Genomic DNA, 23,197 nt, shown 5'->3' on the forward strand with positions numbered 1-23,197 from the left:
AATGAAATTTGCTTTATCTCTGATCCTGCTCTGTTTACTGAGCGGGTGGAATAGCGCCCGTGCCGGCACCTGTACAACCATCACGCCGCAAATATCGACGATATCTGTGGGCACGATTAACGTGCAGCGTGATGCCCCCGTGGGCACCATTATTTTTTCTCGCGCCGCCTCATCAACGGGAACCTATTTAACGGGATGTTCTAACCCGCTGATGCTGGGATTCAGTATGCGATATAACAATGGGAACCTGAGCAGCTACGGTAACCATGTTTATGCCACCAATGTCAGCGGTATTGGTATTCGCTTTTCCTCGGGGAATTATTTTGAAAACCCGGCTTACACGTTTTCGTATAACGCGGTGACGTCGTATGTGGATTGGTTTGGTGGAAAAGTTGAGCTGGTGGTGACCGGCCCGGTAACGTCGGGCGCTTTAACTCCGGGCGTTATCGGAACCGTGGCGCTTCAGGGAAGTGACGGTGTTTATCGTGACGGTCTGACGGTCCAGTTAACTGACGGCACAATTAATGCGCTGGCATGCACGATAACGACGGCGCAGTTGACGTTCCCGATAGGCGATATTCCGGCCTCATCGTTTGGCTCCGTTATTGGAACCACGCCATCCGGCGCCCAAAATACGCAAAATCTGGGGTTAACCTGCAGTGCCGGCACCAATATCAGTGTGTCACTCAGCGGTATGCAAAATCCGGACAGCGCCAATACCAGCGTTATGGCATTAACCGGTCAGGGGAATGCCGGTACGGCAAAAGGGGTAGGGGTTCAGCTACTTTATAACGGCTCTCCTTTGGTAATGAACGGTCGCCTGTTATTAAAACAGTCTGCGGGAGGACAGGAGACGCTCCCGTTAACCGCGCGTTATTACCAGACGTTAACCACCGTGGAATCAGGCTCGGCAAATGCGTCAGCCACGCTTACGATAACCTATCAATAACCGGTGAGATGATGAAAATAATTCCCACGGCGTTGCTTGTGTCGGGTTTACTGTGCGGCAAAGCGCTATGTGCAGACAGCGTAAATATCGGGGTCACCGGAAATATCGTGGCCTCACCCTGCCTGTTTAATAACGGCAATACGAATCTCGATATTAATCTGGGCAATATCCAGGCGAGTAATATGGTGACGCCAGGATCATCCTCAGACCCGGTTACGTTTGATCTGTTATTTACCCAATGTCCGGTGGGGACGCGTAGCGTCACCGCTACCTTTACAGGTACACCCGACCCTGTTGCCGGCGCCGACTATTACATTAACCGCGGTACGGCCACCCACGTGGCGATAGCAATGCGCGAGGCCGGAAGTGGCATACTGAAAGGGAACGGCTCCAGCATGACGGAATATATCGCCTCAGACCGGACGGCGAAGATGGCGATGCAGGCTGCGGTTATATCCACCGGAGGCAGGGCGACGCCCGGCACCCTCAGCGCAGTGGTGGTCATTACGCTGCAATACAATTAAGTCGCGCGGGATTTCACGCGCATTTTTGCTTCCCGTCGGTGTGGTCTATGTTGAATATTTTAATTAGCGAGACGGATTCGTTATTTCAGTCTGGTCTGCAGTATTTTTTTATGGATTTCTTTTGGCGTAATTTTAATGACTGTATTCATTTTGATTATGAAATGACGCCGCATAACGTCAGCACGGCGGATATTATTGTCCTCTCTTTATGCCAGGGGGAAACCCTGACCTGTTTTCCGGAATTACAGTCACGGCAAAAAGGCATTGTGATCGGCTGGGTTGACGATGAGCAACGGTCTACGGCGTCGCAATCCTGTTATCAGGATATTATTTTCATCTCCCGCAGGGCCTCTCTTGACATGATTGGCGAGACGGTAGGGTGCGCGTGGCGTAAAGCGCAGTTGAAGGGGCATGTGCTGCAGAAAACGTCCTGTTTCGATTGCGAGCATAAGATATTATCACCGCAGCAAATACGCATCGTCATGAACCTGTATAAAGGCTTATCCGTTATGCAGACGGCAGACGCGTTACAGATCGGCTATAAGACCGTTTTTGCACACAAGTACATGATCATGCAAAAATTTAACCTGAGAAGCGATTATGAACTTATCGCGCTGCTCAACAGGATGGTGAAGAAAAACGGCACCCCCAATATTTTTCGTGATTCTGTGAGGCAGGGTTTACAGGACCGCCCCTGTCTGGAGGCGTAAAGGCACTTTTATTGATGACAGGAATAACGGAAACAAATGTTCGGTTATGAAACTTTAGAGTTGCATCTGCAGCATGTTATTTTTACGTTTTATATAACGATTAATTAGCGATGCAAATTCATAAAACCCTGAAACCGATTTTTGTGACCAGGTTCAAGTGTGTGGGGCCGGAATGTTTAATTTCCTGCTGCCGCGGCTGGACAATTTCCATTGATAAAAAAACACATCAAAAATATCTTTCATCAACGCATCCTGGTATCGCTGCAATCGCCAAAGACAATCTGATTCTGCAGCGTAAAGGCAAAGTAAACTATTCCCGTATTAAACTGGATGAAAAAGGGGAGTGTCCGTTTATCGATGAAAATAAGCTCTGTATGGTACACCGTGATTTAGGTGAAAGTGCCTTATCGCACACCTGCAGTACTTATCCCCGAAGCTCAACCCGCTATCTGGATGAAACTCGCCACAGCATGACCCTTTCATGTCCGGAAGTGGTCAGGCGGGTTCTCTTCGACCCCGATGCGATGTTATTGCAGGAGCAGGATGAACTGCTGGCCGTTTATAAAACCAATCTGATTGGTCAGCGCCAGTCTATGCCTCAAAGCAGCCAGGTCATTCATCTCCTTGCGTGGAAAATAATCCAGTCGCCAGCGAGGAATGTTGAAGAAAATTTGATGGCGCTGGCTCAGTTGATCCTGACCTTACAGCATGTGAACTTCGATTTGCACAATCAGTATGAGCAGGTTGAACGCTTTTACGAAGCCTTGCTGGAAGCGTTGCAGAGCGGTAAATCGCTGCTCTCTGAAAGCAATGTCGGGCGATCAAATGCGATGAAATACCTGGCGTTGTCGATCCTCGGCACGAACGTGGCGCGAGATTCTGCACGGGATGGGTATATCAACGAAGGGCATCGGCAAATTGCTGACTTTTTGAATTTCAGCCATGACAGCGATCCCGCCAGGCTGGCGCAGAAATTCGACGCGATTAACCAGCAGTGGGGGAAACTTTGCCAGGAATCCTGTCTGTCAGAGCCGTACGTATTACGCAACTATCTGTTGTACAAACTCTACAGCGGTTATTTCCCGGGTAAGAATACCGCCACCATTATGCGTCAGTTTTATCGCATCGTTCTGGACTTTTTCTACCTGAAAGTTTTCCTGAGCGTCAAATCAATGGATGAACAACTGGACCAGCAGATGGTCATGAAAACCATCGCCAGCTTCTCAGAAAAGACCCTGCACAATCAGACCATTGATGCCCGTATGGATTTTGCTATCGATAAGATTAACGGTGGGGACGACCTCTCGTGCCTGCTGCTCATTGGCTAACGTATAAAGAGGCTCGCCGTGGCGAGCCTCTTTTTCCTCAGACGTTCACCGCCGTGATTAACCGCGTCTTCATGGTCTGATAAGACGACGCCGCAAAGTCTTCCGCCCAGCGTTGATCTTCAATTGCCTCAAGCTTAACCGCACAATACTTGGTTTCTGGCGTTTTGGAGACCGGGTCAAGGTTATCCTGCGTCAGTTCGTTACAGGCACCAATCCACCACTGGTAGGTCATATAAACCGCGCCGGCGTTGATGCGCTCGCTGATGCTGGCACGGGTAATGACTTTACCCCGACGGGAATGCACCCACACCAGCTGTCCGTCTTTAATGCCCAGGTTGTCCGCATCAAGGGGGTTCATTTGTACACGGCCTGGCTCGTCGGCAAGGCTTTGCAGCGCGGCGCAATTGCCGGTCATTGAACGGCAGGAGTAGTGGCCGACCTCGCGCACGGTGCAGAGCACCAGCGGATACGTTTCGTCCGGGATCTCGGCAGGCGCGCGCCAGGCAGACGCAAAAAGCTGGCCTTTGCCGCTCGGCGTATCGAACTGGTTATCTTTATAGAGATACGGCGTCCCCGGGTGATCGAGCGTTGGACACGGCCATTGCACATGGCCCATTTCACCCATTTTTTCGTATGTCACGCCATAGAACAGCGGACAGAGCTCGCGCATCTCGTCCCAGATCTGCTGGTTGGATGTGTAATGCATCGGATAGCCCATTTCGGTAGCAAGCAGGCTGATGATCTCCCAGTCTCGTTTCACGTTGCCGCTGGCCTCAATGGCTTTACCGAAACGCTGGAAACCACGGTCGGCACAGGTAAAGACGCCCCCGTGTTCTCCCCACGATGTGGCAGGTAACAGAACATCCGCCACTTCCGCCGTTTTCGTCATAAAGATGTCCTGAACCACCACAAAATCGAGTGCTTCAAAACCGCGGCGCACCAGCCCCAGATCGGCTTCAGTCTGCAGCGGATCCTCGCCCATGATGTAATAGGCTTTTACCTTGCCTTCCAGCGCAAGGTGAGGGACTTCGGTGATACGCGTTCCAACCTCTTTGTCCATAATCCCGACATCGATTCCCCAGGCAGTGGCGAATTTCTGCCGGACCGCCGGGTCCGTAACGTCCTGATACCCCGGGAACATATTGGGCAGAACGCCCATATCACACGCGCCCTGAACGTTGTTTTGACCACGTACTGGCCCAACGCCGACAGCAGGTCGACCAAGATTTCCGGTCAGCAGTGCCAGGCTGGAGAGACCTTTGACCACGTCTACAGCCTGACCAAACTGCGTTACGCCCATGCCCCACATGACGGTGGCGGAAGGCGCAGCCGCGAACGTCCGCATCGCCTGACGCACATCCCGGGCTGGAATGCCGGTGAGATGTTCGACGTTTTCGGGCGCGTAGTCTTTGACCGTTTCCCGATAAGCGTCAAGCCCTTCGGTAAAGCGCGCGACGTAGTTTTTGTCGTACAGCTCCTCTTCCAGAAGGACATAGCCAAACGCATTGACCAGCGCCATGTTGCTGCCGTTTTTCAGCTGCAGGTGCTGGTCGGCAATGCGTGCGGTTTCAATGCGACGGGGATCGCAGACGATGATTTTCGCGCCATTTTCGCGCGCTTTTAAGACCCGGCGGGCGACGATGGGGTGCGAATCGGCGCAGTTATAGCCAAACACCAGCAGGCATTTTGAGTTTTCAATATCGTTAATGGAATTGCTCATTGCACCGTTGCCGAGGGTTTCCTGTAACCCGGCAACAGAAGGGCCGTGACAGACGCGCGCGCAGCAGTCCACGTTGTTGGTATTCAGCACCGCACGGGCAAATTTTTGCATCACATAGTTCGTTTCATTCCCTGTTCCCCGGGAGGAACCGGTGGTCATGATGGACCGTGGGCCATACTGCTCTTTTATGCCCCTGAGTTTATGGGCGGTATAGCGGATAGCCTCTTCCCAGGTGACGGGGGTAAAAGCCTCTCCCTTGTGGTAGCGGATCATGGGCTGAGTCAGACGGGGGGTAAGCAGACGCGTATCGTTCAGGAAGTCCCAGCCATAAAAGCCTTTCAGGCACAGGGTGCCCTGGTTTGTTACGCCTTCGGCCGCTTCGGCACGGAGGATACGGTTATTTTCGACGACAAGGTTTAATTTGCAGCCTGCACCACAGTAGGGGCAGACGCTGGCGATTTTTTTCATCAATAACAGACCTGTTAAGAAATGAAGCAAAGTTGACTGGGTAGCCCAGTCCCGTAAACGGGAGTAAGCAGGAACCATGCCACATTTACTTTGTAGGTTTTACAGGGTGTTATACGAGGAGGGAACGTGTCATCGTCAGCCCGATCGTCAGTTTTGACGATGACACGTTAGTATTCACAGAGGGGAGGGTTTTTAGAGATCGTCCATGGTGTGACCCACAACGATTTCCAGGGTCTTACGAATGACATCTGCCTGCACAACGTCGTTTGTGGATTCCAGCGTCTGGATCAGCCACAAAATGATCGCTTTGTTGGACAGGTGTCCTTCAGAAGCCAGAACACAGCGTACTGCAGTAGAAAAAACAGCGGACTCTTCAGCAAAACGATCGCCTGCGTGACGGAAATATTCCGACAGCGCGCTTTCTAAAAAAGCGGAATGGTATTCGGGTTGAAGCTGAATATTTTGTCTCATTTGTTCTCACCGTAGCTGTAAAATTGCAGTCAATGTATTTTTCTGGGATCGGACGGTTTTCCATTTCCAAATAACGGCACTACATTGTCTCTTTTAACGTTGAGAGATCCCTCTCTATCGGTTCGTCCTTGCGCGGTTCTGCGACGTTTCAGGGCGATGTTGTTTGAACCGATGTCGGCAATCACCATCGCAAGTGTCTCCCGCCGCTGGGGATCCTTTTCATGCGCTTTCATATCCCGCAGACGCTGAACCAGAGCTTCGGTTGTGACGGGGCCTCGCTCTTTCAAAAGCGAAAGAACGGCTTCACCGATAAGCTGGTCAATCAGTCGGTCTGCATCACTGCTGTTCATAACATTACCGTTCGAAAAGCAGACCAAGCAGCATGTGGTAATGCTGTTCCTCTTCAGGCCCATCGGCCTTTTCGAGGCGGCTTAAGAGTTTGGTACAGAGCGATTTGCGATTCAGATTTCGCCCGTCGCTTAGAATCTCAACCACGACCTGACCGAGCGTCTCCTGTTGGGTAGGAAGCGCGGCCTTCTCGAAGTAGTGCGCGATCGCTGCTGCTGAATCTGCGACATAATCCTTCTGCTGCATGTTTCGCTCCTGTAAAAAAATGTAATCACTAACGTTACATTTAAGGTATACACAATTTCCAAATCTGTACATAGAAAATGTACAATTTTTTAAAATAATTGTGATATATTTTATAAATTCTATGTTTATCAGGTGGTTGAGTCATAAAAATGAAGCGTTTTCGTTACAGAATATATTGTACAATACGCACGGTGATGGATAAGTTGTACAACGCAGGAAACGGATGCGTTAGGTGACGTAAATGGTTGAGATGTAAATTATTTGTCACGTAATTAATATGCTATAACAGATGTTTACCGACGTGTTTTTGTGGCCAACCCCTAACCCCCTTCAGGATAAGCATGCTTACAACCATCATATACCGCAGTCATATCTGCGAGGACGTTCCAGTGAAAGCGCTGGAAAACATGGTAGCTGCTGCAAATAGTAAAAACCGGCAATCCAATGTCACGGGGATCTTGCTGTTTAACGGCACGCATTTTTTTCAGTTGCTCGAAGGCCCAGCGGAAAACGTTTCATCCATTTACGAGCAGATTTGCCAGGACACGCGCCACCATAACGTGGTGGAGCTGATGCGCGATCACGGCCCCTCCCGACGCTTCGGCAAGGTTGGCATGGAGCTTTTTGACTTGCGTCAGTTCGACAGGGAAGAGGTGCTTCAGCAGGTTCTCGACAAAGGCACCAGCAGGTATCAACTGACATATAGCGATCGCGCCCTGCAGTTTTTCCGCACCTTCGTGGAGGCCACGGAGAAAGCCAACTATTTTGAACTGCCGCCTGCAGATGCCTGGGATTTTATCCCGGAAGAGACGCCTTTATCGGCGCAACCGGAGGTGGTGGCTAAAGGCGCGGATTGCAGCTTTGCGTTCCAGCCTATCGTGGATCCGTTTATGCAGCAGGTCGTCTCCTGGGAGGCCTTGATCCGCACGCCCACCGGTGAATCGCCCGGGGCCTATTTTGCCCAAATTCCTCGTGAAGAGGTGTACGCCTCTGATTTGAAAAGCAAGCAGGTTGCGCTCTCCATGGCGAGCGCACTAGGATTACAGGATCAGACATTATCCATTAACCTGCTGCCCATGACGCTGGTCAACGTGCCTGGCGCCGTGGATTTCCTGCTGACGGCCATTGACGCGAATGGCTTTGTGCCGGAGCAGATTGTGGTGGAATTCACCGAGAGCGAAGCGATTTCCCGTTTTGAAGAGTTTACCCATTCGGTCAGGCAGCTAAAAAGTGCCGGTATCAGCGTAACCATCGATCACTTTGGTGCCGGTTTTGCCGGTCTGCAGTTACTGGCGCAATTCCAGCCTGACAGAATTAAGATTAACCGCGATCTGGTCGCGAATGTGCACAAAAGCGGCCCGCGGCAGGCCATCATTCAGGCGATTATCACCTGCTGTTCCTCGCTGGAGATCCAGTTCTGTGCCGTCGGCGTTGAGAAGCCTGAAGAGTGGATGTGGCTGGAGTCTGCAGGCATTTCCCAGTTCCAGGGGCACCTGTTTGCCAGCCCGCGTCACGGGGGAATTCCGGCGATCGCGTGGCCAGAGAAGAAGTTTGAATTTTGAGAAAGCTGTACATAAACCTGCAAGCTTGACTGTACGCGCGGCAAAATTTGTACAACAATACATTAACGGGTGAAGGAACTTGTATACCCTTCACCCGCTCAAAAAGAGGCCTTAGTTATACAAATGGTTTGTACAATCTGATAAGGTTGGTCTGGTTGGGTATGGAAGTTCTAAGCGTGAGGGAGTTAATGGCCTATTACAGTATCGGCGAAGTGGCCGAACGATGCGGTATCAACCCCGTTACGCTGCGTGCCTGGCAGCGCCGTTATGGATTGTTGAAGCCGCAGCGAAGCGAAGGGGGCCATCGTCAGTTTGACGATGAAGATATCCTGCGTATTGAAGAGATCAAACGCCTGATGAAAAGCGGCGTTTCGGTCGGCAAAGTCAAAGGCTTGCTGGAAAACAAAGAAGTGATGACTCAGGGTAACTGGGCATCAATCCAGGAAGAGATGATGACGGTTTTGCGTTATGCCAGCCCGGCAAAGCTGCGCGCCAAAATAGGCGAATTCCGCCGCGATCACGCGATGGATGCGCTTATCGATAATATTATTTCTCCCGTTCGTCAGCGAATGAATCAGGATCAAAATACGGTGCGTCATATGGCGAGCCTGCTTGACGGTGTGCTGATAGAATTTGCTGTCGCAAGCCTGGCGGAGTCACGTAAGAAAGCCGGTAAAGATGCTCTGCTTATTGGCTGGGAGTGCGATGACCGCACCCACCTGTGGCTTGAGGCTGCGCGTCTGGCACAGAAGGGGTGGCATATTGACGTGCTGGCCGACCCGATTGATTCCCCTCGTCCGGAGCTTTTCCCTGGGCAAAGAATTTTCGTCTGGACCGGTAAAGCGCCGACGCCGCGTCAGCAGGAACTGCTTGACCACTGGCGTGAACAGGGTTTTGTTGTCTCCTTTCATCATTAATTTCCGCAGGCCTTGAAGGCCTTTTTTTTTGCTCGTCGTTCCCCTGGATAAAATCTATCTTAAAAATAGGCATTTCCGATGCATATTTTATTTTTCCCCTTTACTCCGCTTTTCTGATTCGATAACCCATTATTTTTCAAAGTATTGAACAATTAAATCCATCCCGCCCGCATCCGCTGACAGGGTCTATGCTTAATAAAAGTATGCAAAAAGGGCGATTTAGCCCAATGCCCCTGCTGACAGAGGGTTGAAGTGATAATCGTTATCACTAACATGGTGTTATGCCCTGGGGCTTATTAGATGAGGTGGACCTATGGAACTGCATTCAGAAACCTTCAATCCTGCCGACTTCGCCTGGCGTGGCTTAACGCTCACGCCAGCGGCGGCGGCACATATTCACGAACTGGTGGCGAAAAAGCCAGAGATCCTCGGCGTGCGCCTGGGGGTGAAACAGACCGGCTGCGCAGGATTCGGTTACGTGCTCGATACCGTCACAGAACCCGAGAAGGATGATCTGGTATTCGAAACTGACGGCGCAAAATTGTATGTCGCCCTGCAGGCCATGCCGTTTATTGACGGCACGGAAGTGGACTACGTACGTGAAGGTTTAAACCAGTTATTCAAATTTCATAACCCGAAAGCCCAGAACGAATGTGGGTGCGGCGAAAGCTTTGGGGTATAGGCGGTACTATGTCTCGTAATACTGAAGCAACGAGTGATGTTAACACCTGGAGTGGCGGCCACCTCAATTATAAAGAGGGGTTCTTTACCCAGCTGCAGACCGATGAACTGGCGAAAGGCATCAATGAAGATGTCGTCCGGGCGATCTCGGCCAAGCGTAATGAACCTGAGTGGATGCTGGAGTTTCGTCTGAGCGCCTTCCGGGCCTGGCTGGAAATGGAAGAACCTCACTGGCTGAAAGCGCATTATGACAAGCTGAACTATCAGGATTACAGCTACTACTCTGCGCCATCCTGCGGGAGTTGCGACGACACCTGCGCCTCACAGCCTGGCGCGGTGCAGCAAACCGGTGCGGACAACAGCTTCCTGAGCAAAGAAGTGGAAGAGGCGTTTAACCAGCTGGGTGTGCCCGTTCGCGAAGGGAAAGAGGTGGCGGTGGACGCCATTTTTGACTCCGTCTCAGTGGCGACAACCTACCGTGAAAAACTGGCAGAGCAGGGGATTATTTTCTGCTCCTTCGGCGAAGCGATTCACGAGCACCCTGAGCTGGTGAAAAAGTACATCGGCACCGTGGTGCCGAGTAACGATAACTTTTTTGCCGCGCTTAATGCGGCGGTAGCATCTGATGGCACCTTTATCTACGTGCCAAAAGGCGTTCGCTGCCCGATGGAGTTGTCGACCTATTTCCGCATCAACGCGGAAAAAACCGGTCAGTTCGAACGCACCATTCTGGTGGCCGATGAAGGCAGCTACGTCAGTTACATTGAAGGGTGCTCCGCACCGGTCCGTGACAGCTACCAGCTTCACGCTGCGGTGGTTGAAGTCATCATCCATAAAGATGCCGAGGTAAAATACTCCACGGTGCAGAACTGGTTCCCGGGCGATGGCAACACCGGCGGTATTCTGAACTTCGTGACCAAGCGTGCGCTGTGCGAAGGCGAAAACAGCAAAATGTCCTGGACCCAGTCGGAAACCGGCTCTGCGATCACCTGGAAATACCCGAGCTGTATTCTGCGTGGGGATAACTCGATCGGTGAGTTCTACTCCGTGGCGCTGACCAGCGGCCATCAGCAGGCAGATACGGGTACCAAGATGATCCACATCGGTAAAAACACCCGGTCGACCATTATTTCCAAAGGCATCTCCGCCGGGCACAGTCAGAACAGCTATCGTGGGCTGGTCAAAATCATGCCGACGGCCACCAATGCCCGAAACTTTACCCAGTGTGACTCAATGTTAATTGGGGCAGACTGCGGGGCACACACCTTCCCGTACGTTGAATGCCGTAACAATACCGCCCAGCTTGAGCACGAGGCGACGACGTCACGTATTGGGGAAGATCAGCTCTTCTACTGCCTGCAGCGCGGGATCAGTGAGGAAGATGCCATCTCAATGATTGTGAACGGCTTCTGTAAGGATGTGTTCTCTGAACTGCCGCTGGAATTTGCCGTTGAAGCCCAGAAACTCCTCGCCATTAGTCTTGAACACAGCGTCGGTTAAGGAAAGCACATGTTAAGTATTAAAGATTTACAGGTTAGCGTGGAAGACAAAGAGATCCTGCGTGGTCTCAATTTTGACGTCAAACCGGGTGAAGTCCACGCCATTATGGGGCCCAATGGCTCCGGGAAAAGTACGCTCTCCGCGACGCTGGCAGGACGCGAAGATTACGAAGTGACCCACGGGTCGGTCGAGTTTAACGGCAAAGATTTGCTGGAGATGTCGGTGGAAGAGCGGGCCGGTGAAGGTATCTTTATGGCCTTCCAGTACCCGGTGGAGATCCCGGGGGTGAGTAACCAGTTCTTTCTGCAAACGGCGCTGAACGCGGTACGTAAATATCGCGGACTGGAAGCGCTGGACCGCTTTGATTTCCAGGACCTGATGGAAGAGAAGATTAAGCTGCTGAAAATGCCGGAAGACCTGCTGACCCGCTCGGTCAACGTCGGTTTTTCAGGCGGTGAGAAAAAGCGTAACGACATTCTGCAGATGGCGGTCCTTGAGCCTGAACTGTGCATTCTGGATGAAACCGACTCCGGTCTGGATATCGATGCCCTGAAGATTGTCGCCGACGGGGTGAACTCCCTGCGCGACGGCAAACGCGCGTTCATCATCGTCACTCACTACCAGCGTATTCTGGATTACATCAAGCCGGATTACGTCCATGTGCTTTACCAGGGGCGTATTGTGAAATCCGGTGATTTCACGCTGGTTAAACAACTGGAGGAGCAGGGTTATGGCTGGCTTACCGAACAGCAGTAATGCGCTCCAGCAGTGGCACCGTCTGTTTGAAGCGCAGGGCAATACGCGCTCGGAACAGGCGCAACAGCACCTGCAGCAGATGCTGCGTCTCGGTTTGCCGTCACGCAAGCAGGAGAACTGGAAATACACGCCGCTTGATGGCCTGCTGAACGGCGAGTTTGTCACCCGCCTGGCAGACATCAGCCCGGCGCAGCGCGATGCCCTGGCATTGACCGTGGATGCCGTGCGTCTGGTCTTCGTCGATGGTCAGTTCCGCCCTGAGCTGAGTGACAGCACCCAGGACTGTGGATTTGAGATTGCCATTAACGATGATCGTCAGAGCCTGAGCGCCCCGGTACAGCCCGAGGTCTTCCTGCATCTCACCGAGAGCCTGGCGCGGAGTGTGACGCATATTCGCGTTAAGCGTAACCAGCGTCCGGTAAAACCACTGCTGCTGATGCACATCACTCAGGGAGCAGACGGCGACGAGATCAACACTGCTCACTACCGCCACCATCTTGAGCTGGCGGAAGGGGCGGAGGCTACGGTGATTGAGCATTACGTCAGCCTCAACGAGGCCCGGCACTTTACCGGGGCGCGTTTGACAATGCATGTTGCCGCCAATGCCCAACTTCACCATATCAAACTGGCGTTTGAAAACCCGCAGAGCCACCACTTTGCGCATAACGACATGCTGCTTGGACAAGATGCCGCGGCATACAGCCACAGCTTTTTGCTGGGCGGCGCGGTACTGCGCCACAACACCAGCACGCAGCTTAACGGCGAGAATACAACGCTTCGCATCAACAGCCTGGCGATGCCGGTTAAAACGCAAGTGTGCGATACACGCACCTGGCTTGAGCACAACAAAGGCTACTGTAACAGTCGCCAGCTGCACAAAACCATTGTCAGCGACAAAGGGCGGGCGGTGTTTAACGGCCTGATTAACGTGGCGCAGCACGCGATTAAAACCGACGGGCAGATGACCAACAACAACCTGCTGTTAGGACGCCTGGCGGAAGTGGACACCAAACCACAGCTTGAAATCTATGCTGATGACGTGAAGTGCAGCCATGGCGCGACGGTCGGGCGAATTGATGACGAACAGATGTTCTATTTACGCTCCCGCGGTATCGACCAGCAGGCGGCGCAGCAAATGATTATCTATGCGTTTGCCGCTGAACTGACGGAAGCGCTGCACGATGGCCTGTTAAAACAGCAGGTGTTGGCCCGTATCGGGCAGCGTCTGCCTGGAGGCGAAGCATGAGTTTTCCCGTAGAGAAAGTACGGGCAGATTTTCCGGTTCTGACCCGTGAAGTGAACGGTCTGCCCCTGGCGTATCTGGACAGTGCGGCCAGCGCGCAGAAACCGAATCAGGTGATCGACGCGGAAGCGGAATTCTACCGCCACGGTTATGCTGCCGTGCACCGGGGGATCCACACCCTGAGTGCGGAGGCGACCCAGCGTATGGAAAATGTGCGTACCCAAATCGCCGCTTTCCTCAATGCACGCTCGCCAGAGGAACTGGTGTTTGTGCGTGGTACCACCGAGGGGATCAACCTTGTTGCCAACAGCTGGGGCAACGCACAGGTCCACGCGGGGGATAACATCATCATCACGCAGATGGAGCACCATGCCAATATCGTGCCGTGGCAGATGCTCTGTGAGCGTGTCGGTGCGCAACTGAGGGTGATCCCATTGAACGTTGATGGCACCCTGCAGCTTGAGCAACTTGACGCGTTGCTGGATGCGCGTACGCGGCTGGTGGCTGTGACCCAGGTTTCTAACGTGCTGGGAACCGAGAACCCGGTGGCAGCGATTATTGAGAAAGCCCACCAGGCCGGCGCGAAGGTGCTGATTGATGGTGCGCAGGCGGTCATGCACCACGCGGTCGACGTCCAGGCGCTGGACTGCGATTTCTACGTCTTCTCCGGGCACAAGCTCTATGGGCCGACCGGGATTGGCGTGCTGTACGTGAAAGAAGATATTCTGCAGGCGATGCCACCGTGGGAAGGGGGCGGCTCGATGATTGCGACCGTCAGTCTCTCAGAGGGGACCACCTACGCACGCGCACCGTGGCGCTTTGAAGCTGGCACGCCGAATACCGGCGGGATTATCGGGCTGGGGGCGGCCATCGCCTATGTCACGTCTGTTGGCCTTGACGCGATTCAGGAGTACGAACACCTGCTGATGCACTACGCGCTGCAGGAGCTTGCCAGCGTACCGGCGCTGACCCTGTATGGCCCGGCGGACCGCCAGGGGGTAATTGCGTTCAATCTCGGTAAACACCATGCATACGATGTGGGCAGTTTCCTCGATAATTACGGCGTGGCCGTGCGTACCGGACACCACTGTGCTATGCCGTTGATGGCGTTTTACCAGGTGCCGGCGATGTGCCGCGCATCGCTGGTGATGTACAACACAACGGAAGAGGTCGACAGGCTGGTGGCGGGGCTTAAACGCATTCACCAGTTGCTGGGCTAACGGAGAGGCGAAAGATGGCAGATTTGCCGGATAAAGAAAAATTACTGCGTAACTTCGGGCGTTGCGCAAACTGGGAAGAGAAGTACCTCTATATCATTGAACTGGGCCAGCGTTTACCGCCGCTCAGCGAAGAGGCACACAACCCGGAAAATATTATTCAGGGCTGTCAGAGCCAGGTCTGGATTGTGATGGAGCAGACGCGCGACGGCGTGATCGAATTACAGGGCGACAGCGATGCCGCTATTGTGAAAGGGCTTATTGCGGTGGTATTTATTCTTTATCACCAGATGTCAGCGCAGGATATTGTCGCTTTTGATGTCCGCCCGTGGTTTGAAAAAATGGCCCTGACCCAACACCTCACCCCGTCCCGTTCCCAGGGGCTGGAAGCGATGATTCGCGCCATCCGCGCCAAAGCTGCAATCCTTAGCTAGACTTACAGAACAGCATTCATTCTGTTTCGCGAGGTGGTTCCCGCCTCGCTGGTTTTTCAGCTTTCTGGCATCCGGCCAGTGAATAAGGAATCTCAGCATGAAGCGCGCGTCTCTAATAACTCTATTACTCCTGGGTTCGCTCGGTGCTCTTAATTCGGCCCGCGCGATGGATTACCCGTTGCCGCCCGCAGGCAGCCGTCTGATTGGGCAAAATCAAACCTACACGATACAGGAAGGGGATAATAAACTTCAGACCATCGCTCGCCGGTTTAATACTGCAGCACAGCTTATCCTTGAAGCCAATAATACTATTGCGCCGGTAAACCCTGCGCCGGGGACGGTGATCACGATCCCTTCGCAGATGCTGTTGCCCGACACGCCCCGTGAGGGGATTGTCGTGAACCTGGCGGAGCTGCGGCTTTACTACTTCCCGCCGGGCGAAAACATCGTTCAGGTTTTCCCGCTCGGCATTGGGCAACTGGGACTTGAAACGCCGGTCACCACCACCCGGGTCAGCCAGAAGATCCCTAATCCTACCTGGACCCCAACACCGGGCATCAGAGCGCGCTCTCTGGAGCAGGGCATTAAATTGCCGCCCGTGGTCCCGGCCGGGCCAAATAACCCGCTAGGACGCTTTGCATTGCGTTTAGGCGTGGGTCACGGGGAATACCTGATCCACGGCACCAGCGCACCGGACAGCGTCGGCCTGCGGGTCAGCTCCGGCTGTATGCGCATGAACGCGCCGGATATCAAAGCGCTGTTTGAGCAGGTGCGGGTCGGCACGCGGGTGCAAATCATTAATGAGCCGGTGAAGTTCTCCGTCGAGCCTGACGGTAAACGCTATATTGAAGTGCATCGTCCGCTGGCGCAGGTTGAGGGTGAAAACCCCCAGATGACACCCATTTCGCATTCCGCAGACTTTGCGACGTTTGTCTCGCAGTCAGGAAGTGATAAAGCGCTTATCGATAAAGCCTTGTCACGCCGCGCGGGGATCCCGGTAGCCGTGTCGGCCGATAACGGCGCGTCAGCGCGTCAGAACGTGTTGTCAGTACAGAACAGTCGGACATCCGCTGCGGTCGCGGAAAATGACGGTGAGAAGGTGACGCAGTAGGGGTTTGACGCAGACAAAAAAAATGGCGCACAATGTGCGCCATTTTATTAACAGGTACTATTACTTACGGTATTTAGTAGCCTGGTTGTCCAGACGCTGGTTAGCGCGAGCTGCGTCGTCTTTAGCAGCCTGAACGTCGGAACGCATTGCGTTCACGTCGTTGCTCAGCTGGTCAACTTTAGCGTTCAGAGTCTGAACGTCAGAAGACAGCTGATCGATTTTAGCGTTGCTGGAGCAACCAGCCAGCAGAGTAGAACCCAGGATTACCGCGCCCAGTACCAGTTTAGTACGATTCATTATTAATACCCTCTAGATTGAGTTAATCTCCATGTAGCGTTACAAGTATTACACAAAGTTTTTTAGGTTGAGAATATTTTTTTGATGGGAATACGCCTATTTTTGATCGTTCGCTCAAAGAAGCATCGAATCGGCCCTTTTTTGGCAAAAAGCTCTGTAAAAAAAGGCATTTTTCATCGGATTCATCTTAGATAATTCGCAATTAAATAGAGAAACCCGATTTGCTTTTTGAATGACTTTGGCTAATACATGAAATAAAAAAAGCGTCCCGGAGGACGCTTTTTATGAAAATTAATTCGTTCGGGAATTATTACAGCACGTGAACAGATGCTGTGTTGGTGGTTCCGCTTGGTACCAGCGCACCAGAAACCATGACCACAACGTCGCCTTTCTGTGCCAGGCCGCTTTCCAGCGCCAGCGCTTTACCCTGAATGTAGAAATCGTCGGTAGACGCGATTTCTTTCACCAGATGCGCAACCACGCCTTTGCTCAGCACCAGCTGACGGGCAGTGGTTTCGTTGGTGGTCAGCGCCAGGATCGTCGCGTCCGGGAAGTATTTACGGACTGCGCGAGCAGATTTACCGCCCTGGGTGGCAACCACAATCAGAGGCGCTTCCAGTTTCTCAGCGGTTTCTACCGCACCGCGGCAGACTGCTTCGGTAATACGCAGTTTGCGGCTGTCATTGTTGAAGTCCAGACGGCTGGTCATCACGCGGTCAGTACGTTCGCAAATGGTCGCCATGATGCCAACGGCTTCCAGCGGGTATTTACCTTTCGCGGATTCGCCGGACAGCATGACTGCATCGGTACCGTCGAGGATGGCGTTAGCCACGTCACCAGCTTCTGCGCGGGTTGGGCGTGGGTTTTTGATCATGGAATCCAGCATCTGCGTTGCGGTGATAACCACTTTACGCGCGCGAACACACTTCTCGATCATCATCTTCTGCGCGAAGATAACTTCTTCAACCGGGATTTCAACACCCAGGTCACCACGTGCAACCATGATGCCGTCTGATGCTTCGAGGATTTCGTCGAAGTTGTTCAGGCCTTCCTGGTTTTCGATTTTGGAGATGATCTGGATCTTCTCGCCGCCGTGCGCTTTCAGGTGCTCACGGATTTCAACCACGTCGGAACGTTTACGGATGAAGGATGCCGCAACGAAGTCGACGCCTTGCTCGCAACCGAAGATCAGGTCTTGTTTGTCTTTTTCAGCCAGGGCTGGCAGCGCGATGGAAACGCCTGGCAGGTTAACGCCTTTGTTTTCACCCAGGTCGCCGTTGTTCAGCACTTTACAGATAACCTTGTTACCTTCGATGGCGGTCACTTCCATGCCGATCAGGCCATCGTCTACCAGCACGGTGTTGCCAACGGACAGGTCGCTGGTGAAACCTTCATAGGTGACCGCAACGATTTCGTTGTTACCGACAACAGTCTTGTCAGTGGTGAAGGTGAAGGTCTGGCCCGCTTTCAGAGAGACGTCGTTACCGCCTTCCAGTTTGATGGTGCGGATTTCTGGACCTTTGGTATCCAGCAGGATGGCTGCTTTTTTACCGGTCTTGCTCATCACGTTGCGCAAGTTTTGGATACGCTGACCGTGTTCAGCATAGTCACCGTGGGAGAAGTTCAGACGCATAACGTTCATGCCGGCGTCCAGCATTTTGCTCAGCATCTCTTCAGATTCGGTTTTCGGGCCGATAGTACAAACAATTTTCGTCTTTTTCATGACAGTCTTAGTCTTTAAGTTGGGAAGGATATGGAAATCTCGCTCCGGGGGCGCACCGCCGCGGAGTCAAACCTGTGTTGCAAAAGAGTATATGACACGCACTAAGGATAGGAGACATCAAATGAGCGTGCAGAAGAAAGTGTGCCTGAGTGACAGCCCAACGAAGGAGAGGAGTAGTTGTACGTTGTTTTTTGTATTCCAAGCGCTGAAACCATTCACCAGGGATTAGGCGCGCATTATACGCTGATTTTAAGATAAAAGGAAAATGAAAACAGCGTTTCAAAAATAATCTGTGCAGATCCACATGAGATTGTTATCAAGGCGTTAAGGTTAGATGACATCTTATCGCGGCAGGTGCGTGACCTGCCGCGTTTTGCTTAGTTTTTCAGCGCCTGGCTGAGGTCGGCAATCAGATCTTTGGCATCTTCAATGCCCACGGACAGGCGAATCAGCTGCGGTACTATGCCGTTGGCCAGCCGCTGTTCAAGCGGAATCGAAGCGTGAGTCATGCTGTAAGGCTGGCTGACCAGACTTTCCACGCCACCCAGGCTTTCGGCGAGGGTGAATAATTTCAGTGCGCGGATCACCTCTGTGGCCCGTTGCGCATCGCCTTTCACCACCAGAGAAATCATGCCGCCCGGCAGCGCCATCTGCGCGCGGGCAAGCGAATATTGCGGGTGTGATTCCAGCCCCGGATAAAATACCTTTTCGACCTGCGGCTGTTGCTCCAGCCATTGCGCAATGGCCAGCGCGTTGGTGCTGTGCTTTTCTACCCGCAGCGACAGCGTACGAATACCGCGCAGCGTCAGGAAGCTGCTAAACGGATCCAGTACACCGCCGACCGCGTTCTGCAGATAGGCAAGCTTGTCCGCCAGCGCGGCGTTATTTCCCACAACCGCCAGTCCGGCGACCACGTCCGAGTGACCATTCAGATATTTGGTGGCAGAGTGCACGACGATGTCGAAACCCGTTTCCAGCGGGCGATGGATGACGGGCGACGCGAAGGTATTATCGGCCACGCTGATGACGTGATGACGACGGGCGATGTCGGCGATAGCCGCCAGATCCGCCAGTTTAAGCAACGGATTGGTTGGCGTTTCAACCCATACCATCCGCGTATCCGGCCGAATGGCGGCTTCAAGACCGGCCAAATCGTCCGGCTTGACCCAGCTCACCTGCAGGCCGGTGCTACGTTTACGCACATTTTCAATCAGGCGCCAGGTCCCGCCGTAGACATCGTCAATGGCGACGATATGGCTGTCTTTATCCAGCAGTTCAAGCACGGTAGAGATGGCGGCGAGGCCGGAAGCGAAGGCATAGCCGCGGGTCCCGCCTTCCAGTTCGGCGATGGCGGTTTCCAGCGCATGGCGGGTCGGGTTGCCGCTGCGCGAATATTCATAGCCGGTGTGCTCGCCGGGCGACGGTTGCGCAAACGTGGAAGTGGCGTAAATCGGGGGCATGACCGCGCCATGCCGATCGTTAAACTCACCGCTGTGTACGCTCAGGGTTGCCAGATTTTTCATCATGTATTCCTTTATTGCTGAAGACGGTTGCGCCAGGCGGTAAGAACATCGCTGCGCGTAATCAGGCCCAGGAAGCGGTCATTGTCATTAATGACCGCCACCAGACCGCGATCGAAAATGGTGTTCAGGGCGCTTTCCGGGGCATTTTTATCGAGGAACTCCACCTGACGGGTCATTGCCGCGGTCACGGGAAGCGAGAAGCGGTCGCCATCGCCACCGATATGGCGCAGAAGATCCCACTCGTCGATGATGCCCACGACCTGACCGTTCTCCAGGACCGGCAGCTGGGAGATGTCATACAAACGCATCCGCGCCAGTACGGTGGAGAGGGTGTCATCCGGCGCGGCGATGACGGTTGCGCCTTCATCGTGGCGCAGGGCAATGTAGTCGGAGAGATCGCCAGCCGGCGGCCGGGAGATCAAACCCTGCTGGCGCATCCAGTCATCGTTGAACATCTTTGAGAGATATTTGTTGCCACTGTCACAGGCGAAGGTCACAACCCGTTTCGGGGTGGTCTGTGCCTGGCAATATTTCAGCGCAGCCGCCAGCAGGGTGCCGCTGGAGGAGCCTGCCAGGATGCCTTCCGTTTTCAGCAGCTCGCGGGCGGTGGTGAAAGCCTCGCGATCGGTGATGCGCCAGGCTCGATTCACCCCTTCGATGTGTGCCAGCGGAGGAATAAAGTCTTCACCAATCCCCTCAACCAGCCACGAGCCCGCATCCTGATAGCGTCCCGTTTCTACCTGATCGGCCAGGACCGAACCGGCCGGGTCGGCCAGCACAAATTCAGTCTGCGGTGAGTGCTCAGCGAACCACGCCTGTAGCCCACCCAGCGTCCCGCCAGACCCCACGCCGACGACGATGGCGTCAATCTTACCGTCAAGCTGTTCATACAGTTCAGGCGCGGTGGTAGTGCGGTGCGCCAGCGGGTTGGCTTCGTTATTAAACTGATCGATGTAATACGCCCCCGGCAGTTCATTCGCCAGACGTTGCGCGTAATCCTGATAGTAGGCAGGGTGGCCCTTATTGACATCGGAGCGGGTCAGTACCACCTGAGCCCCCAGTGCCCGCAGGTGGAAAATTTTCTCGCGGCTCATTTTGTCTGGCACCACCAGGATCAGTGAATAGCCCTTCTGCGCGGCGATCAAGGCCAGGCCAAGACCGGTATTTCCCGCCGTCGCCTCAATGATGGTACCGCCTGGCTGCAGCTGACCGTTGCGCTCCGCTTCGTTAATCATCGACAGTGCAACGCGGTCTTTAATCGAGCCGCCCGGGTTCTGGTTTTCCAGCTTCAGAAACAACGAGCAGAGACCGGTATCAAGCTTATGCAGCTGGATAAGCGGGGTGTGGCCAATCAGTTCGGTGACGGAGTGGTAAATCGTCATGGTGTTTTCCTTTCAGGAGGTCATGACAGGATGATAGGGCGGGGAAATTAACCCCTTAAAGAATCCTTCACTCCGTTTTAGAACAGAAAAGAATATAAATGCCGTTTTTGGATGGAGGGATATCAAGACGTAAAGTGCTCTGGATGTGAGGATGGCTATATCAGTCAAAAATGCTGCAAAATTAACCGTTTTCATCAGGTGATGAACCACTGATATGCACATGCCAGATAATCATTTCTGAAATTGGTCTAAATGCCTGCCGGTACGAAAATCGCTATTTATTCCTGCAAGTTATAACAAATTCCTTTTTGTTCATTTAAAAGGTGATAACGCCTGTTTACTATCATTTGGACATCCATACTGCTAAACCGCCATGCGCGGGACGGATTACACATAAGAATGATTGTACTCAGCAATATTTCGAAGGTTTTTGACAACGGGAAGGTTGCACTCACTGCCGTTGATAACGTCAATTTGACGATAGAGCAGGGGCAGATATACGGCATTATCGGTTACAGCGGCGCGGGTAAAAGTACTCTTATTCGTTTGCTGAATGGACTGGAAAAACCCACTCGCGGCAGCGTGACCATCAACGGACAGGACATTTCTGCCGCAAAGGGCGAAGCACTGCGCCAGGCGCGTCTGAAGATCAGCATGGTCTTCCAGCACTTCAATCTGCTTTGGTCGCGCACGGTGAGTGAGAATATCGCGTTCTCAATGCAAATCGCCGGTGTGCCAAAAGCCAACATTAAGGCCCGCGTGGCCGAACTGGTCGATCTCGTTGGGCTGAAGGGACGCGAGAACGCCTATCCCTCGCAGCTGAGTGGCGGGCAAAAACAGCGTGTGGGGATTGCGCGTGCATTGGCCAATAACCCCGACGTATTGCTTTGCGATGAAGCCACGTCAGCCCTCGATCCGCAGACCACCGATCAAATCCTCGATCTGCTGCTGGACATTAACCGCCGCTTCAGGCTGACCATCGTGCTGATCACGCACGAGATGCACGTGGTGCGCAAAATTTGCGACCGCGTGGCGGTGATGGAGAACGGCAAAGTGGTGGAGGAGGGGGAGGTGCTGAGCGTCTTTACCCGTCCGCAGCAGCCTATCACTCAGCAGTTTGTCCGCCAGGTGAGCCAGTATGCCGAGGAAGAGACGTTTAATACGGAGCTGGCAGCGGACCTTGAAGGTAGCGTCATCAGGTTGACCTTTACGGGCCACAGCACCCATAAGCCGATCGTGGGCGAGCTGACTCTGCGCTACGGCCTGCCGTTTAACATTCTGCACGGAAAAATGACCCAAACGGCCCACGGCGTATTTGGGCAACTCTGGGTACACGTCGTGGCATCGGATGAACAACTGAGCAATATCCTCGCCGACCTGAAGCACAGCGATATTGAAGGCGAGGTAATTAAACATGGCTGAGACGCTTTTTCCTCATCTGAAGTGGGAGCAACTCTGGGCGGCGACGCTGGAAACGCTGTACATGACTGCCCTTTCCGGCGTGGCAACCTTTGTTCTTGGGATCGTCCTTGGCCTGGCGCTGTTTTTAACCGCGCGCGGCGGGTTGTTCCACAACCGCGCGGTCTACAGCGTGATTTCAATTGTGGTGAACGTGTTTCGTTCTATCCCGTTCATCATTCTGATTGTGCTGTTGATCCCGTTCACGAAAACCCTTGTCGGCACCATTCTTGGCGCCAACGCGGCGCTGCCGGCTCTGATTGTCGGTGCGGCGCCGTTCTACGCTCGCCTGGTCGAAATTGCCCTGCGTGAAGTGGACAAGGGGGTTATTGAGGCCACGCGCTCAATGGGCGCACGGCTGAGCACCCTGGTGTTTCGGGTTTTACTGCCGGAGTCATCACCTGCACTGGTATCAGGTATTACGGTAACGCTGATTGCGCTGGTGAGTTACAGCGCCATGGCGGGGGTGATTGGCGCAGGCGGTTTGGGAAATCTGGCTTATCTGGAAGGATTCCAGCGCAACCATGGCGACGTCACGCTGGTGGCGACGGTGACCATTCTGATCATCGTTTTCATTATCCAGTTCTGCGGCGACGTCCTGACCTCACTGTTAGATAAACGATAATCTC

At 53.4% G+C, this 23,197-nt stretch carries 23 protein-coding genes; 15 read left to right on the forward strand and 8 right to left on the reverse strand.

The window, feature by feature from the left end:
* Position 1 precedes the first annotated feature (1 nt).
* The 4 genes from QMG44_RS05530 to fliB all read left to right on the forward strand — a co-directional run bounded on the left by QMG44_RS05530 (position 2) and on the right by fliB (position 3,511).
* Positions 2 to 949, forward strand: a complete 948-nt coding sequence (locus tag QMG44_RS05530) for a fimbrial protein (protein WP_020884374.1) — start codon at positions 2 to 4, stop codon at positions 947 to 949.
* 8 nt (positions 950 to 957) lie between these two features.
* Entirely contained in the window at positions 958 to 1,473 is a 516-nt protein-coding gene (locus tag QMG44_RS05535; protein ID WP_086532638.1) for a fimbrial protein, read from the forward strand.
* A 47-nt stretch (positions 1,474 to 1,520) separates the two neighbouring features.
* Positions 1,521 to 2,183 (forward strand): LuxR C-terminal-related transcriptional regulator, encoded by a 663-nt coding sequence (locus QMG44_RS05540; protein WP_059305560.1) that lies wholly within the window; start codon positions 1,521 to 1,523, stop codon positions 2,181 to 2,183.
* A gap of 110 nt (positions 2,184 to 2,293) precedes the next feature.
* Positions 2,294 to 3,511: a flagellin lysine-N-methylase gene (gene fliB / locus QMG44_RS05545; protein WP_047357325.1), complete on the forward strand. Its 1,218-nt coding sequence runs from the start codon at positions 2,294 to 2,296 to the stop codon at positions 3,509 to 3,511.
* 37 nt (positions 3,512 to 3,548) lie between these two features.
* Here fliB and fdhF read toward each other — a convergent pair whose 3' ends face one another.
* The 4 genes from fdhF to ycgZ form a co-directional block, all read right to left on the reverse strand.
* Positions 3,549 to 5,699: a formate dehydrogenase subunit alpha gene (gene fdhF, locus QMG44_RS05550; RefSeq protein WP_086532637.1), complete on the reverse strand. Its 2,151-nt coding sequence runs from the start codon at positions 5,697 to 5,699 to the stop codon at positions 3,549 to 3,551.
* A 192-nt stretch (positions 5,700 to 5,891) separates the two neighbouring features.
* Positions 5,892 to 6,170 carry a biofilm development regulator YmgB/AriR family protein gene (locus tag QMG44_RS05555; protein ID WP_014169732.1) on the reverse strand — a complete coding sequence of 93 codons (279 nt, stop codon included), beginning with the start codon at positions 6,168 to 6,170 and terminating at the stop codon, positions 5,892 to 5,894.
* A gap of 29 nt (positions 6,171 to 6,199) precedes the next feature.
* The gene (locus tag QMG44_RS05560; RefSeq protein WP_020884369.1) at positions 6,200 to 6,520 is read right to left on the reverse strand and encodes a hypothetical protein; all 321 of its coding nucleotides are present in this window, start codon (positions 6,518 to 6,520) and stop codon (positions 6,200 to 6,202) included.
* 4 nt (positions 6,521 to 6,524) lie between these two features.
* On the reverse strand, positions 6,525 to 6,764 hold the full coding sequence (ycgZ, locus tag QMG44_RS05565) for a regulatory protein YcgZ (RefSeq protein ID WP_020884368.1): 240 nt from the start codon (positions 6,762 to 6,764) through the stop codon (positions 6,525 to 6,527).
* Between the two features lie 341 nt (positions 6,765 to 7,105).
* On the opposite strand from ycgZ, the gene QMG44_RS05570 reads away from it, so the two are divergent.
* From QMG44_RS05570 to QMG44_RS05610, 9 genes are all read left to right on the forward strand, one after another.
* Positions 7,106 to 8,326, forward strand: coding sequence for a diguanylate phosphodiesterase (locus QMG44_RS05570; RefSeq protein ID WP_025204373.1), 1,221 nt, complete (start codon positions 7,106 to 7,108; stop codon positions 8,324 to 8,326).
* Positions 8,327 to 8,514: 188 nt separating this feature from the next.
* Complete coding sequence (locus QMG44_RS05575; RefSeq protein ID WP_020884367.1) at positions 8,515 to 9,243, forward strand: MerR family transcriptional regulator; 729 nt, start codon at positions 8,515 to 8,517, stop codon at positions 9,241 to 9,243.
* Positions 9,244 to 9,556: 313 nt separating this feature from the next.
* A complete protein-coding gene (gene sufA, locus QMG44_RS05580; protein WP_008500631.1) occupies positions 9,557 to 9,925 on the forward strand; it encodes a Fe-S cluster assembly scaffold SufA in 369 nt (122 codons plus the stop codon).
* 8 nt (positions 9,926 to 9,933) lie between these two features.
* Positions 9,934 to 11,424: a Fe-S cluster assembly protein SufB gene (gene sufB / locus QMG44_RS05585; RefSeq protein ID WP_020884366.1), complete on the forward strand. Its 1,491-nt coding sequence runs from the start codon at positions 9,934 to 9,936 to the stop codon at positions 11,422 to 11,424.
* 9 nt (positions 11,425 to 11,433) lie between these two features.
* Entirely contained in the window at positions 11,434 to 12,180 is a 747-nt protein-coding gene (sufC, locus tag QMG44_RS05590) for a Fe-S cluster assembly ATPase SufC (protein ID WP_020884365.1), read from the forward strand.
* Complete coding sequence (gene sufD, locus QMG44_RS05595) at positions 12,155 to 13,426, forward strand: Fe-S cluster assembly protein SufD (protein WP_063925053.1); 1,272 nt, start codon at positions 12,155 to 12,157, stop codon at positions 13,424 to 13,426. The genes sufC and sufD overlap by 26 nt, the downstream gene beginning before the upstream one ends.
* Positions 13,423 to 14,643: a cysteine desulfurase SufS gene (sufS, locus tag QMG44_RS05600; protein WP_073396626.1), complete on the forward strand. Its 1,221-nt coding sequence runs from the start codon at positions 13,423 to 13,425 to the stop codon at positions 14,641 to 14,643. The genes sufD and sufS overlap by 4 nt, the downstream gene beginning before the upstream one ends.
* A gap of 14 nt (positions 14,644 to 14,657) precedes the next feature.
* Positions 14,658 to 15,074, forward strand: a complete 417-nt coding sequence (gene sufE / locus QMG44_RS05605; RefSeq protein WP_025204370.1) for a cysteine desulfuration protein SufE — start codon at positions 14,658 to 14,660, stop codon at positions 15,072 to 15,074.
* 97 nt (positions 15,075 to 15,171) lie between these two features.
* A complete protein-coding gene (locus QMG44_RS05610) occupies positions 15,172 to 16,185 on the forward strand; it encodes a L,D-transpeptidase family protein (protein WP_086532636.1) in 1,014 nt (337 codons plus the stop codon).
* Positions 16,186 to 16,245: 60 nt separating this feature from the next.
* Here the strand turns inward: QMG44_RS05610 and lpp are convergent, their stop codons facing one another.
* From lpp to QMG44_RS05630, 4 genes are all read right to left on the reverse strand, one after another.
* Positions 16,246 to 16,482, reverse strand: coding sequence for a murein lipoprotein Lpp (gene lpp, locus QMG44_RS05615; protein ID WP_001082307.1), 237 nt, complete (start codon positions 16,480 to 16,482; stop codon positions 16,246 to 16,248).
* Between the two features lie 310 nt (positions 16,483 to 16,792).
* Entirely contained in the window at positions 16,793 to 18,205 is a 1,413-nt protein-coding gene (gene pykF / locus QMG44_RS05620; RefSeq protein ID WP_014169744.1) for a pyruvate kinase PykF, read from the reverse strand.
* 377 nt (positions 18,206 to 18,582) lie between these two features.
* Entirely contained in the window at positions 18,583 to 19,728 is a 1,146-nt protein-coding gene (locus QMG44_RS05625; RefSeq protein ID WP_063214535.1) for a PLP-dependent aspartate aminotransferase family protein, read from the reverse strand.
* Positions 19,729 to 19,739: 11 nt separating this feature from the next.
* A complete protein-coding gene (locus QMG44_RS05630) occupies positions 19,740 to 21,110 on the reverse strand; it encodes a cystathionine beta-synthase (RefSeq protein WP_063214534.1) in 1,371 nt (456 codons plus the stop codon).
* 399 nt (positions 21,111 to 21,509) lie between these two features.
* On the opposite strand from QMG44_RS05630, the gene QMG44_RS05635 reads away from it, so the two are divergent.
* Together QMG44_RS05635 and QMG44_RS05640 are read left to right on the forward strand one after the other, a co-directional pair.
* Positions 21,510 to 22,532, forward strand: a complete 1,023-nt coding sequence (locus tag QMG44_RS05635; protein ID WP_020884357.1) for a methionine ABC transporter ATP-binding protein — start codon at positions 21,510 to 21,512, stop codon at positions 22,530 to 22,532.
* Positions 22,525 to 23,193, forward strand: coding sequence for a methionine ABC transporter permease (locus tag QMG44_RS05640; protein WP_025204366.1), 669 nt, complete (start codon positions 22,525 to 22,527; stop codon positions 23,191 to 23,193). Before QMG44_RS05635 ends, QMG44_RS05640 begins: the two co-directional genes overlap by 8 nt.
* Positions 23,194 to 23,197: the final 4 nt, after the last annotated feature.

Origin of the sequence: Enterobacter sp. 200527-13 (genome assembly GCF_027924865.1) — a bacterium.
Classification (GTDB): Bacteria; Pseudomonadota; Gammaproteobacteria; order Enterobacterales; family Enterobacteriaceae; genus Enterobacter; species Enterobacter ludwigii.